The sequence below is a fragment of the Vibrio rhizosphaerae genome (assembly GCF_024347095.1).
Taxonomy (GTDB): Bacteria; Pseudomonadota; Gammaproteobacteria; order Enterobacterales; family Vibrionaceae; genus Vibrio; species Vibrio rhizosphaerae.
Genome location: NZ_AP024904.1, coordinates 82880 through 96640 on the forward strand (window position 1 = coordinate 82880; position 13761 = coordinate 96640).

Consider the following 13761-nt stretch of genomic DNA (forward strand, 5'->3'; position numbering starts at 1 on the left):
AGAAATTATGGAACTATCTGAATATCGCCCGTGCATTACCACACCGATTGCGGGAGAAAATCCGGTCGGTGATCGTCTGATTGACGATTCATTATTTGATTTTGTTGAAGATCAGATGATGAAGGTCGGTTCACTGTCCCATGCCAGTGTGCAGTGGGAAGAAGTTGAGCACAGTGTTTTAAAACTACTCAAAGAAAAATCAAAAGATATCAAACTGTTGGTTTATCTCTTACAGTGCTTACATCATCAGGTGACACCGGCCCGGTTCAACTTATCCTTGTTTATCTGGGCGGATTTTGTCTCGCTGTTTTGGGAAGAAAGTTATCCGGCACCGGGGCCGCGAGGTGCACTGCCGCGCCGTAAGTTTTTTGGACAGATCATCCAACGCTTTGGGATTGTGATCGACAAACTGGATTTCAACCGTTTTTCCGGCGAGTTAATGAGCGATCTGGAAAGCGCGCTGGAGAGTCTCAATCAGGCGGTGGAAAGCAAAGGCTTGGTGACGGAAGACTTTTCAGGATATCTCAACACCGTTCGCTCAAAAATGCGCTTGGCAGAAGAGCGTCAGCGTGCAGAACAGAAAGCCCAGAAACCGAAAGCGCAGCCACAGCAGGAAGCGAGCAGCCCCGCGAGTACCTTGTCGGTTGACAGTTCCAGTGATAAAGCGGCCAGACAGACCCTGTTAAAAGTATCTGAATTTCTGGCAGAGCAAGAGCAAGGCATTGGTCTGGCAATTCGTTTGCGCCGTCATGCGGTATGGTCTGGGATTCTCTCTGAACCGGATCACAATACCGACGGGGAAACCATGTTGCGGCCAATGCAGCAAGACCGCGTCAAAGACTATCAGGATCTGATGCGCAGTCCCGATTTGTCTTTATGGCGCAAGATTGAACAGAGTCTGACGATGGCGCCTTATTGGTTTGAAGGGCAGATGATGAGTTATCAAATTGCTCAGGCACTCGATAAAAAGGACTGGTGTCGGGCAATCCGGGAGGAAGCGGGATATTTTCTTGAGCGCTTGCCCAAATTAAAAGAACTGAAATTTAAAGGCGGACAACCGTTTGTTCCAGAAGAAGTCAATGCATGGTTGGGAGAACAAGAGCAGGCGACCACGCAAGCCTCGGTGGTCGGCAGCTGGCAGGAAAAGCGTAAAGAAGCATTTATGTTGGCAAAAGAAGCCGGCATTGCGGTCGCTCTCTCCATGATTAATGGCGGCCTTGAAAAGGCGGTCGAACCCAGAGATAAATTTTATTGGCGGATGATGTCTGCTGATTTGCTCAATGAACATGGCTTTTCCGCCATGGCCGAAGAGCAATATCAGACCTTGTACCGTCAGGCGGGTTCAGCAAGTGTTTCAGAGTGGGAACCCTCACTCATGCAACGATTAGAAAAATATTCAACGTCAGAGTAAGCGAAGGATATCGTCCATGTTGAAAAAGATTTTCGGGCTGCTAAAAAAATTAATGCCGAGTATGGTAGCACTGGTACCGGCATTGCTGTTGATTAGCTTTATTTTAATTAATATTGCCATTTGGTGGGCCGGCCCGTGGCTCACAATTTATGACACCAAACCACTGGCGACGATCACGGCGCGTTTCTTTGCCAGCCTGCTGGTCTTCTTGCTGGCCGTCGCAATTTGGGGGTTCTGGCAGTGGCGGAAATTACAAAGCTACGAGGCTGAACAGCAAAAAGAAGAGATCTTCCGTCAGGATCCGATCAAGTTAATGGAAGAACGCCAGGAAGTTGAGCTAAATCAGGTGATTACCAATATGCGTAAGAGCCTGAAGAATAAGCGCGATTTTCTTTACTCTTCGCCTTGGTATCTGGTTCTGGGCCTCGAAAATGCGGGCAAAACCAGTCTGATTAACCGCTCCGGACAGAATTTTACCCTGTCTTCAGTGATGCGTGCTTCCGGTCAGCGCAGTGAGAATCAATATTCATTTGACTGGTGGATCGGCGACAAAGCCGTGGTGATTGACCCCGATGGTGAGCTGCTGACGCAAGGCAATCGCGATGAAGACAATGACGGTGAGATGGAACGCCGTTTATGGAAGCACTTTGTTGAATGGCTCGAGCGTACCCGTAGTCGTCGTCCGCTCAACGGGATTGTGCTGGCGCTGGACGTGTCACATCTGGCAACCGCCAAAGCCTCTGAACGAAAAGCTTATGCCAGTATTTTGCGTGCCCGCCTGCGCGAGCTGATGGAAACCATGTCCATCCAACTACCGGTTTATATTGCACTGACCAAGCTGGATCTGCTTTATGGCTTTGAACCTTTTTTCAGACACTATTCCAAAGCAGAACGGGAAGAAGCGTTAGGGTTTACCTTCCAGCTGAATCCGAATGATGATCAGGACGCTTGGCTCAAAGAGTTTGAAGGTGATTATCTACAGTTCATGTCAACGATTAACGACATGTTGCCGAAAGCGGTCTCTGTACCGATGGAAGCGGAAGAACGGCACGGTGTGTATAGCTTCAGCCGCCAGATTTCCGGGCTGAAAGATATCCTGACCCAGTTCTTCCGCGAAACCTTGGGCAATGACCAGTATTCTCTGTCTGCTGTGGTTCGCGGGGCTTACTTTACCTCGGTGTACCAGCAAGGTGTGCCGACCAATGCATTTGATGATGCGGCGTCACGTCGTTATGGCTTAGACCATGCGATCAACCGGGCACAGATTGCAAAAAATTCGACGGTCTATTTTGCCTCGCAGTTATTTAGCAACATTATCTATGCCGAGTCCGGTCTGGCATCAGACAACCGTCGGGTTGCCAAACGCAAACGGCGTCTGATGATGTTGTCGGGGGTCACCTGTGCCATCGCTTCGCTGCTACTGTTTGGGGCGTGGCAACGTTACTACGCAGTTAACGTGGCCCATGCGGATGCGGTACTGACCAAAGTAAACGAGTTTAAAAACGAGCTGCCGAAAAATATCTATCAGGCCTCGCAACGCGATATGCTCGACTCGCTCAACAAAATTCGTCAGGCCACACTGGAATTCGGTTTCTTCCGTAATAAGTCGAAATATTTTTCAGATATGGGTCTGTATCAAGGTCACACCATCGGGCCGATGGTGGAGAAAACTTATCTGAATCTGCTTGAAACCCGTTTTCTGCCGATCCTGCTTTCTGATGTCGTCGTGCGCATGAACGAAGCAAAAACAGAAGTTGAAAAGCTGGATGCGCTGCGGGTCTACCGGATGATGACCGACAAAGAAGGGCGTTATAAAGACATCGTGCTGGATTACTTCGGTAAATACTGGCAGAAAGAGTTCCCGGCACGTCGTGCAGTGCAAGAAGAGCTGATGGGACACTTGGACTATGCGATGGATCATACCGACCTAACCACGGCGCGGAAAAATGGTGATCCGAATGCCGAGCAAATTATGGGGGCATACGATCAGACCATTACTAAAGTTCAGACCGAACTCAATGCAATGCCGAACAAACAGCGGGTCTATCGTAACCTGAAATTGAATGCACCGACGGTTCTTGGTCCGTCCTTGAACCTGCGTAATCTGGTCGGGCCGGTGTTTGACCTCGTCTTCGATGAGCGCGTCATGAACGGCGACGGGCTATACATTCCACAGATGCTGACCAAACGCGGCTTTGAAGACTACTTCATTCCACAGGTTGAATCAGTATCGAAACTGGCGTTGATCGATGGCTGGGTTCTGGGACAAAACCGTTCTGCTGAGTTCAGTGAAGCGGACAAACAAGATCTGCGGGATAAAATCCGGGGACTGTATGTCGCCGACTATACCAAGACTTGGCGTGCTGCACTGGCAGAAGTGGATATCAAATATTTCAAAGATATCAACGATGCGGTGACCGTACTGGATAATATCACCAGTAGTGTCGAGCCGATCCAGCGCCTGTTGAGAACGCTGGAAGCCAACACCAAAATGATTGCGGGCATTCCGGATGATTCTTCAGCGCAAAGTGAGCTGCTGAAATCACCGAAATACCGGGTTGCTTCAATGATTGATACCCCGTTTGCTGATTTGAACGGCATGTTGGACGCAGTCGGTGACAAGCCTGCTTATATCACCGAAGTGATGGGCGCCATTGATGAGCTGAAGCTGTATCTGAAAGGGATTCAGGCCTCACCGGATATGGGAATGGCAGCGCTGAATGCGACCAAGGCGAGAATGAAACTGGTGAACGGTGATCCGATCTATACCCTCAGACGGGTGGCATCGGGACTACCGGCGCCACTGGATCGCATTCTGACCAAACTGGCCGATGAAAGCTGGTATGTGATCAAGCAAGAAGCGGTTAAATATCTGGAAGTGCGCTGGCATGATGACGTTTATCGCGTCTTCCGTGAAAAACTGGCGGATCGCTATCCGTTCAATCCGAACTCAAACAAAGATGCATCATTGACTGACTTTGAAGAGTTCTTCGCACCGAACGGTATCTTAGATAGCTTCTATCAGAATCAGCTGAAGATCTTCATTGATGAGAAAGTCGGCTTGTCTGATGCGGACAGTGGCCAGAGTGTGGTGAAATCTGAAGTATTGGAGCAGATTGAGCGGGCACGCCAAATTCAGGATGCATTTTTCAACCGTAAAGGTGTTCTGGATGTGAGCTTCTCGATTGAGCCGATTCGCCTGACAGGTAACAAACGTCGCAGTGTACTCAATGTTGACGGACAGTTCTTGTCATACAGTCATGGTTCAAGAGAAAACGTCGAACTGATTTGGCCGAATACGCTGCGTGATTCTGCAATTTCGAAAATCACACTGATTCCGACCAAGTCGAATCTGTCGCCACGGAGTATTATTATTCAGGGGCCATGGGCATTCTTCCGCTTACTGGATGCGGGTGATGTACTGGCCGCGAGCACAACCTCGGTTGACTATAAGTTTACGGTTGATGGCGGTGACATGGTGTATCGCATTAACTCTGAAGCTGATGTCAATCCGTTTACCCAGCGTTTGTTTAAATCATTCAAACTCTCAGGTAACCTGTATTAATACTCAACAAATTGCGGAGTGCCTTCGGGCACTCCCTGCATTGATTAGGGCAATTTAACGCCATGTCTCCACGACTATTGATTGAAAACACACCCTTCACACTGACAGCCGAACAAGAAGAACTTCATAATCACACCCTGTATCAGGCGGTTAAGAAAGAGATCTATCGCGAGCGTTCTCCTTTCGCAGGCGGCACCGACTGGGAGCTGGTCAAACAGAATAGTGAACAGTTAGCGCAGATCACCGGCCTTGATCTGGCAATGTGCGTCTATTACAGCATTGCTTGTCTCAAGCTGGACGGCTTGCGCGGTTATACCAACGGGCTGGAGCTGATGTATGGTTGTCTGGTCAGTCTGAAAGACGAGATCAAAGAAACCGATAAGTATATCGAGCGTTTATTCCATTGGGCGAATGCACAAGCGTTGATTGAGCTGCAAAACCTCCGCGCCAGTTATGAAATGCTGCGTGAGCTTTACCGTTGTGAACAGTTGTGTGATCGCATCAGCTACTTACTCCAAGCGGAAAGACCGGGTGTGAAAGCTGATTTTGAGTCGATTGGATATCTGATTTTTGAACAGATTGATCGACTGGAAACCTGTTATCAGGTCGCGTTAAAGCGGCGTGAGTTCACCGAAACCGGTCGCCCTGCGGCGGTGGTTCAGGTCTCTCAACCGGGCACGCGCTGGTGGAAGTTGCTGCTGATGTTCGTGTTGGGCGGTGCGATTGCCGGCAGTGGTGTGTACTGGTGGTTGTTGCAGACACTTGGCAGTTGAATGACTTTTCAACGGCATAGGTTAGAACGATTGAAAGCCCCTGATGAAAGGGGCTTTTTTCGTTTTACAGTGTAAATAGTAGGGGATTTGTTGTATTGCTGTAGGTTGTTGTAGCCTCCGGCGTTGCAGTTTGACGCACAATTGCGTTCCTCAATTTCAGAGGTATCGGTGCCCTGTGCGCCAGTTACTCTTGCAAAGATGCAAGCGTAACCAGAAGATCTTTTTTGTTTGGCGGCGTCACACGCTTTCCAGAACCGGCTTTTACGGGCGTCCTGCCCGGAAAAGCCTAACCATTCTTCCATGAATGGTTTTCTTGGTTGAGTGGTTGATTTGAGTTGGGTGAAATCTCTTTAAGGCGAAGCCAACTTGATCGATGCTCTCAGGGTGAAAAATCATGGAAGATTTTTCAGGATTGCCTGAGCAGGATGCGAATCAATCCGACCCTGATTACGCGTGATGGACTCAACCCCGAGGCCTTTTGGGGTACTTTTTCGGCCGTGAAAAAGTACCTGGGGCGCAGTCGGAGATGGTAATGAGATCGAAGAAAGTCATTGCGTCCCAAACTCAGCATCCCCCTTTTACTTTTCCAGCCTTCGGCGTTGCAGTTTGACGCACAATCAGTGTCAGTGATTTCAGAGGCATAGGTGTTCTGTGCGCCAGTTACTCTTGCCAAGATGCAAGCGTAACCAGAAGATCTTTTTTTGTTTGGCTTGGTCACGCGTTGTCCAGAACCAGCTTTTACGGGCGTCCTGCCCGGAAAAGCCTAACCATTCTTCCTTGAATGGTTTTCTTGGTTGAGTGGTTGATTTGAGTTGGGTGAAATCTCTTTAAGGCGAAGCCAACTTGATCGATGCTCTCAGGGTGAAAAATCATGGACGATTTTTCAGGATTGCTTGAGCAGGATGCGAATCAATCCGACCCTGATGACGCGCGCTGAACTTAAACCTAGGCCTTTTGGGGTACATTTTCGGCCTTGAAAAAGTACCTGGGGCGCAGTCGGAGGTGGTAATGAGATCGGAGAAAGTCATTGCGCACCAAACACCTGCATCACAAGTTTTATCTTCCTAGCCTCCGGCTCCCAAATTTGACGCACAATCAGCGTCAGTGATTTCAGAGGCATTGGTGCTCTGTGCGCCAGTTCATCTTTCAGAGATGAAAGACGAACCAGAAAATCTTTTTTTGTTTGGCTTGGTCGCACGATTTCCAGAATCGGCTTTTACGGGCGTCCTGCCCGGAAAAGCCTAACCATTCTTCCATGAATGGTTTTCTTGGTTGAGTGGTTGATTTGAATAAAGTGAAACATTGAATCAACGAAGCTCAACTGATCGATGTGCTCAGGGTAAAATTCATGGATGAATTTTAAGCTTTTCGTGAGCAGGAGCGAATAAAAGCGACCCTGATTACGCGCACCGAACTCAAAAAGATGCTTTTGGTTCCTTTTGACATCCATCAAAAGGAACTGGGGCGCAGTCAGAGATGTCGATGAAATCGAAGAAAGTCATTGCGTCCCAAACCACAGCATTACCATTCCACATACTAAAATACAGTTTAATTACCTCAACCGAGCCTCCCTGTTACTCCCATTCCAAAAATAACCACTTCCCATCAAAACCCCAAATTTAAACATGTTTTATAAATCCATTTGAGTATAATTGTGGGTTCATATGAAAATAACTTTATCAATAAGCATTCACCAATAAAAACAATCACGGCTCAGCCAACAACGTCAATGAACTATCAAACCACTCAAATCTACAACCTGATGATGTACGAATTTGCTCAAGTTGAAGGGGATTTTGCATCTTTAAGTGAGTCAGATGTGAAATCTGTCATACCAGCTGGAATGCGCTTTGCTGATTTTCTCGAACAACTTCACTACGGTCATCAGGTGTTACTGACGGATGTGCCATCGATTCCGTTGCTGATCCGGGATCGGGATGAATGGGGCAATCTATACTGGCGAGTGAATCTTGCGGTTGAGCCTCATCTCGATTTGCTGGCTAACAAGGCTTATACCGCCAGAGTTGAATGGGTCAATCATGGCATTGGTTCAACTTATTCCGGCAGCGTTAACGCTTCTGTTTATACTGAGCCTTATGTCGAACGCGAACCTGTGAAGTTGAGTTTACAAGAGCGATTGATCAGGCAGCGTCAGGAGCGACTACGGGAGCTGGATAAAATCCCACTGCCTTCATCCGCATGGCAGAACGCATTTAACAAACCGCCAGTCAAACCTTCCCGTTTCGCCAAATCTGCGCGAGTGCCGAGCGGTACGTGTGACATCGGTACACAAAGAGAGTCGCTTTCTGCGCTGGGGGATTATGCAGCTTATACACTGGCCGTCGGGCAAGGGGTAAGTGCAGCATCTGGAGAAGCTTTTTTAACGCGTATTGGCGGCGCAGCGCTGGCAGAACTGCCGGGAATGGCGATGAAGATCGTCGGGCGAGCTGGCATTCTTGCTGCATTTGTGCCGAACAAATTAGCGGACAGTACGCTCTACAGCGCTGCTGATATGAGTAATAAAGACACGGTTGAAACCAATATTCGCTTGGGGTTCAATACGGAAGGTCGGATTTACGGCTATCACGTTAATGGGACGAATATCCCTAAGCGTGAGGTAAAACGGGTCGGTGAGCGGTTTGCTGTTGAGTTAGAGCCGGATATCATCATTGAATGGGTGCCGATCAGCGGCGATTTTGGCGGTAAACCGATCCTTGTCAATCCTATCCCGGAGATGGAAAAGTTCGATATCTGGATCCATCCGCAAGCGGATCAAGGCCAAGAATTTGATAACACCTACATCACCCCAATTGCTGATGCAGATCTGCAAGACTATATTCTGACCTTTCCGGTAGAGACTGGGTTACCGCCGTTGTATGTGGTGTATAATTTGACACCTAAAACGCGATTACCACGAACGAATGGACGGTGGATTCAAGGTGTGCCCGGTAATGGGCTATGGCAGTCTGATTTAGATGTAGTCAACAGAGTAACCAACGGTGAGGCAATCCCCTTTAAAAATGGGAGACCGATTTTTGATAAATGGTCAAAAGGTCGTCTTATCTTTGAAAATGGCGTGTTAGACGGGACGAAAGACGATTTCACTAGAGTTTATGATGAAATAGCAAACGCTAAAAATCTTTCTAGTAGTCATGCAGCAAAAACCCTTTTGAGAGATAAAGGATTAACACCTCACCATCATACTTTAACTGAAATACAGCTTATTCCGACGGACTTACATAGTAATATTCCACATATTGGTTCAGCATCAGACATGAGGTCACATAACAAATGATCAACATAGAGAAAAAACTTGAAGAACTCAATGTGATACTAGCTATTGAAGAGGTAAATACCGCGCTTCCACCTATGCCATCTAGTGCGAGCCATATTGTTCGCCACTACAAGAGATCAGTTCTTTTTTCTGAAAATGTCATTTTTAAACCGCAGTACAAAACGAGTTTAGAAGGCAGGAATGGAGATCTGTCATTAGAGGTTCTGTGGGGAATAGAGGATAGTCCTTTTAACATCGAGAAAGCCAACCAAAGTTTGAAAAATTTAGAAGCAGAGAGTGACCTTTACTCAATTGGCGGTAGTTCAGGAAGTAATCATATTTGTGTATCAACGGATGACAATGCTATTTATTTGTTCACGAATGGTATTGATATGACAAGGTTTAAATTATTTGATCATGCTGATGATTTTTTTAATGCCCTGACAATTGAAAAAAGCAGTGGTTCGGACAACTCTCAAGCGGTATCTGTTCAATTGGATTTCTAGACTTAGTCAGCTTGCGGAGGCTGTTCATTCTTGGTGTCATAGCTCGAAGCCGAAGCCTGAGAAAATCATTGGGGAAAGAAATAAAAAAGAACCGCGTCGCATTTTACCTTTGAGTCGTGCTAAAACGATGATAAACGGTGTTTTTTGCTGAGTGCTTCTTTTATGCTAGCGCTATTCATCCACAACGAGTTTCAATACTGCGATTATGAAAACATCCCTCGACCATCTGCCCGAATATAAACAGCGTGAGCTGGCGGACATCTCAACGATTCTGCGCGATACACTGGAAGATTACCTGCAAGGCAAACAGGGCAGTAAGCGTGAGTTTCGCATTCTGAAAATTATTCTGTTCGGCAGCCATGCTAAAGGCAGTTGGGTCAAGGATCCGGTCAATGGTTATATTAGTGATTACGATATTCTGGTGATCGTTAATAAAGCGGCTTTGGTGGAGGATTATGTAGTCTGGCAGCGTGCCGAAGAGCGAATTGATCGTAAAGTGAAATCGGCCCCGTTAGGTTTGATTGTCCACGATTTAAAGGAAGTGAACGAGCGCTTGCAACAGGGTCACTATTTCTTTAAAGATATTCGCGAAGAGGGCATTGAACTATTTGCCGCGACGCCGAAACCACTGGCAATGCCGGGGGATTTGACTGAGGAAGAGCTGCGAGAGATAGCCCGTAAGCATTATGAACAGTGGATAGAGAATGCCGCTGATAGTATTAAAGTTTTCCATTATACTTTTCATGAATCCATGCTTAATGCAGCAGCATTCAACCTGCATCAGGCAACGGAGCGTCTTTTTGCCTGTACATTGCTGACTTGTACTAACTATCTCCCGAAATCCCACAATATCGAGAAACTTGGCAACCTGTGCGCGCAGATTGATCCGGCCTTTGCTGAGATTTTCCCGATGGACAACAAATTTCACCGCCGTAGTTTCCGGCGTCTGCAACGGGCGTATATTGATGCGCGTTATTCAGCGCACTACGAAATCACTGAAGAAGAGTTGAATTATTTGGTGGCAGAGGTGCAGCGGTTGCAGGCGTTAACCGAACAGGTTTGTCGGGGGAGGATAGGGGATTGAGTGTTGTATTTTGGTTCTCTTAGCCTCCGGCTCTCAAATTTGACGCACAATCAGTGTCAGTGATTTCAGAGGCATTGGTGTTCTGTGCGCCAGTTCATCTTTCAGAGATGAAAGACGAACCAGAAAATCTTTTTTGTTTGGCGGCGTCACACGCTTTCCAGAACCGGCTTTTACGGGCGTCCTGCCCGGAAAAGCCTAACCATTCGCTCTCGTTGGCCGCGGGACGTCCAAAACGCTGCACTCATCTGGTTTCCTCTGTACGGGGGTAGGTTCTCCAGAGATTATGTTTTAATTTGATGCTGTATATAAATACAGTAATTTTATGATATTATCGAAGGCTAACAATTAATCACTGGGTAGTAAAATGAAAGAGTTTAAACTGGATAATAATGTGATTCTTCGGTATCAGGATCTTTCTGGAGACGATGTTCCGATTGTATTTATTCATGGACTTGGTTGCGCTTCATCATTTGACTATCCACAAGTAGCATCAGTGAGAAGCTTATCTAATCATCGACGCATTCTCGTTGACTTAATCGGGTCGGGTTACAGTGATAAACCAGAGTTATTTGATTACACGATAGCCAATCATGCTGATTGTATAAAAAAATTATTAAATCATTTACGTCTCGATAATGTTGTCATTTATGGTCACAGCATGGGGGGCGCAGTATCTATCGTGTTAGCTAATCTGCTAAAAGATAAAGTGAATACCCTTATCCTGAGTGAAGCTAATCTTGATGCTGGTGGCGGTTTTTTCAGTAAAAAGATTGCAAGTTTTACTGAAAATGATTTTAAAAATTTCGGATATGCGAATCTTATTAAAGAGAGTGTAGCAAGTGGTAATACTGAATGGGCTGCTGGATTGTCAAATAGTTCACCAATTGCGATTTACAGAAATGCAATATCTTTGATAAATGGTCAAGTGCCAAGCTGGAGACAATTATATTACTCACTTGACTTAGCTAAAACATATATTTTTGGAAGTCATAGTCTGCCAGATTCAGACTATGATGAATTGAATAAAAATAATATTAATGTAGTTGTAGTATCGAATGCCGGACACTCAATGGCATGGGAGAATCCGCAAGAGCTAGCATCAGTCATCGCTAGTTCGATTTAAACAAAAATAACAAACGTATCAATTGTACTAACTCATACACATTCTGACAGTTTAATCGTACACCTACACTCAAAATCTCTGGCTCACTTTTGGACATTAATCCGTTAGAGTAGCTCGCCTAGAATCTTATCGAAGTGAACAGCGCTCATACAACCTCAGATCGCATGGATATTATTTATTTAGATACTTGCATTTCATGTATTCTAAGGAGTTAGCGATCATCTTGCGGCTTTAAATGTTCCATTCCATTGAATATGTAGTCATTCAATATCACACGTTTGAAAAGTAACTTTCGAGTAACTTCAGGGACATCTACTTCGTTACACACGGATTCAAACTCTTGGATAATCGTATTAATTTGCAACCTAATAATTTCTTCTGCTTTTTCAGCCTTAATATTGAAGCTTGGTGCTGCTTTCATACAAAGTGATAACAGAGACAAATTAAAATTTTCGAAGAGCTTCATTCCATGACTCGCCTCTCCACCTGTACGGTTTTGTGGACAAATATCATAAGCAGGTGACAGGGATATTTTATCCCCTTCTACAAAGAAAGCGTGATTGCGAGCATGGTCATCCGTATTGCCGATCAGTACATTAAATACCATCCGTGCAAATAGCTCTTGGCTATCAGAGGCAAAATCGTTGCAATACTGCTTCATAATATTCACTAGGTCTACGTAAGATGCCTCTCTAGCCCATGCTTCATCTAAGCCTAAAACTGTCAGCCCTGACACCATTGAGCGACGACACCATGCCCCCCCAACTAACTCTCTATCAAATCGTTTTACAAGAAGAACATCTTTTCCTAATACTTTTTCGAAAATAACTTCGGCAACATTGAGTCCTGCTAACTTGGCTAGCCTCATGGCTACGTATTCTGATTGTACAACTTCGTAAGTATCATTTGATGCTGAAAACTTAGCAATATACTTAGCTTTACCAGTGATCATCGCTTTCGGACGAGCACCACCGAGCGATGTACCATGCATAAGTGCTCTATCCAAATCCGGCGAGATTTCCTTACCTTGACTGACGATTTCAGACGCTTGGTATAATTCTTCAAGAGTGGCCGCATCAGTAGAACGATCAACATACTCAGTGGCCGATTCTTGAAAGTCGAGAGAACCGATCCGGTCTGAAGCGGAATGCATCAAATACGTCATTTCGTCTAACTCAGCATCGTAGTCTTTGCCCATCAACCGAGAATTAATGACCCTGCGCCCCCAAGCATCAGGAGCTGCATCACGCAAGCACGAGAATATAGGCATACCTTGAACTGGCTCCTTAGTACCAGCAGAAAGCGGTAATTCATTTGAGTAAATTGGCTCTGCATCTGGACGCTTCAAGTAAGACTGACCGTACGTAAAATATTGGCCGGTTTCATCAATAGTGAGTCTACCGGCTACCACAGGCTCTGATTGTCCTCTAAGCCATTTCCAAACGAAGCATTGGTTACTAGAAGTCGTCATCTAAAATTACCTTTTTCCTTCTCACTCGATTAGGCAGCAATGCCTCAAATTTCGCATTTGTTTTACGTTTAATAGCAAACTGGTTTTCATCGGGTTCAAATAAGGAAACGCCTAACACCCAAGCAGTTTCGAAGTAGAGTCCGATACTTACAGACGGATCACCCTTAAGAATCTTTATCATCGTGGGCTTAGATACCCCAACTCGTGAACACAGCTCTTCTACAGTGATTTTCTTTTCCTTACGCTGGATTGTAAGCATAGTGGCGAAATGAGTTAGTGCAGCACTAGCAACAGTGCTAACCTGAGTATTTCCCCTTCCCATAGTAAATTACTCTTTACCATAAATTATATAAGGTAAAGAGTAATTTACCAATCTCTGAATGTCAAAGCGATAGGCCAGAAATAAAGGTAGTAAAATATATTTTACTATAAACCAGTTAAGGTAAATTATATTTTACCGTTCAAATGGTCATTGAAATGACAGTAAATGAACAACAGAGATCCAGTCTGAACTCTCTATTGAGTAATTGCTTTAACACACTTCGGGGCAATAA

10 protein-coding genes are annotated in these 13761 nt (G+C 45.7%); 7 read left to right on the forward strand and 3 right to left on the reverse strand.

What is annotated here, in order from left to right; all coding sequences use genetic code 11:
* Nucleotides 1–7: 7 nt before the first annotated feature.
* The 3 genes from tssA to OCV37_RS15600 all read left to right on the forward strand — a co-directional run bounded on the left by tssA (nt 8) and on the right by OCV37_RS15600 (nt 5749).
* On the forward strand, nt 8–1411 hold the full coding sequence (gene tssA / locus OCV37_RS15590) for a type VI secretion system protein TssA (protein ID WP_038184347.1): 1404 nt from the start codon (nt 8–10) through the stop codon (nt 1409–1411).
* Nucleotides 1412–1472: 61 nt separating this feature from the next.
* Entirely contained in the window at nt 1473–4976 is a 3504-nt protein-coding gene (tssM, locus tag OCV37_RS15595; protein ID WP_211252089.1) for a type VI secretion system membrane subunit TssM, read from the forward strand.
* Nucleotides 4977–5038: 62 nt separating this feature from the next.
* Nucleotides 5039–5749 carry a type VI secretion system ImpA family N-terminal domain-containing protein gene (locus tag OCV37_RS15600; protein ID WP_051680762.1) on the forward strand — a complete coding sequence of 237 codons (711 nt, stop codon included), beginning with the start codon at nt 5039–5041 and terminating at the stop codon, nt 5747–5749.
* Nucleotides 5750–5757: 8 nt separating this feature from the next.
* On the opposite strand, the gene OCV37_RS15605 is transcribed toward OCV37_RS15600, so the two are convergent.
* Nucleotides 5758–6051, reverse strand: a complete 294-nt coding sequence (locus OCV37_RS15605) for a hypothetical protein (RefSeq protein ID WP_157635062.1) — start codon at nt 6049–6051, stop codon at nt 5758–5760.
* A gap of 1427 nt (nt 6052–7478) precedes the next feature.
* On the opposite strand from OCV37_RS15605, the gene OCV37_RS15610 reads away from it, so the two are divergent.
* The 4 genes from OCV37_RS15610 to OCV37_RS15625 all read left to right on the forward strand — a co-directional run bounded on the left by OCV37_RS15610 (nt 7479) and on the right by OCV37_RS15625 (nt 11736).
* Entirely contained in the window at nt 7479–9044 is a 1566-nt protein-coding gene (locus OCV37_RS15610) for an S-type pyocin domain-containing protein (RefSeq protein WP_261888157.1), read from the forward strand.
* On the forward strand, nt 9041–9529 hold the full coding sequence (locus OCV37_RS15615; protein ID WP_038181696.1) for a hypothetical protein: 489 nt from the start codon (nt 9041–9043) through the stop codon (nt 9527–9529). The genes OCV37_RS15610 and OCV37_RS15615 overlap by 4 nt, the downstream gene beginning before the upstream one ends.
* Before the next feature lie 205 nt (nt 9530–9734).
* A complete protein-coding gene (locus OCV37_RS15620; RefSeq protein ID WP_261888158.1) occupies nt 9735–10613 on the forward strand; it encodes a HEPN domain-containing protein in 879 nt (292 codons plus the stop codon).
* A 364-nt stretch (nt 10614–10977) separates the two neighbouring features.
* Nucleotides 10978–11736 carry an alpha/beta fold hydrolase gene (locus OCV37_RS15625; RefSeq protein ID WP_038181634.1) on the forward strand — a complete coding sequence of 253 codons (759 nt, stop codon included), beginning with the start codon at nt 10978–10980 and terminating at the stop codon, nt 11734–11736.
* 211 nt (nt 11737–11947) lie between these two features.
* Here OCV37_RS15625 and OCV37_RS15630 read toward each other — a convergent pair whose 3' ends face one another.
* Entirely contained in the window at nt 11948–13207 is a 1260-nt protein-coding gene (locus OCV37_RS15630) for a type II toxin-antitoxin system HipA family toxin (protein WP_038181631.1), read from the reverse strand.
* On the reverse strand, nt 13194–13529 hold the full coding sequence (locus OCV37_RS15635) for a helix-turn-helix transcriptional regulator (protein ID WP_038181630.1): 336 nt from the start codon (nt 13527–13529) through the stop codon (nt 13194–13196). Before OCV37_RS15635 ends, OCV37_RS15630 begins: the two co-directional genes overlap by 14 nt.
* Between the last annotated feature and the right edge of the window lie 232 nt (nt 13530–13761).

Coding starts and splice junctions, on each gene's coding strand:
- tssM (WP_211252089.1), top strand. CDS start 1,473: ATGGTAGCACTGGTACCGGCATTGCTGTTGATTAGCTTTATTTTAATT.
- OCV37_RS15620 (WP_261888158.1), top strand. CDS start 9,735: ATGAAAACATCCCTCGACCATCTGCCCGAATATAAACAGCGTGAGCTG.
- OCV37_RS15625 (WP_038181634.1), top strand. CDS start 10,978: ATGAAAGAGTTTAAACTGGATAATAATGTGATTCTTCGGTATCAGGAT.
- OCV37_RS15610 (WP_261888157.1), top strand. CDS start 7,479: ATGAACTATCAAACCACTCAAATCTACAACCTGATGATGTACGAATTT.
- tssA (WP_038184347.1), top strand. CDS start 8: ATGGAACTATCTGAATATCGCCCGTGCATTACCACACCGATTGCGGGA.
- OCV37_RS15630 (WP_038181631.1), bottom strand. CDS start 13,207: ATGACGACTTCTAGTAACCAATGCTTCGTTTGGAAATGGCTTAGAGGA.
- OCV37_RS15605 (WP_157635062.1), bottom strand. CDS start 6,051: ATGGAAGAATGGTTAGGCTTTTCCGGGCAGGACGCCCGTAAAAGCCGG.
- OCV37_RS15615 (WP_038181696.1), top strand. CDS start 9,041: ATGATCAACATAGAGAAAAAACTTGAAGAACTCAATGTGATACTAGCT.
- OCV37_RS15635 (WP_038181630.1), bottom strand. CDS start 13,529: ATGGGAAGGGGAAATACTCAGGTTAGCACTGTTGCTAGTGCTGCACTA.
- OCV37_RS15600 (WP_051680762.1), top strand. CDS start 5,039: ATGTCTCCACGACTATTGATTGAAAACACACCCTTCACACTGACAGCC.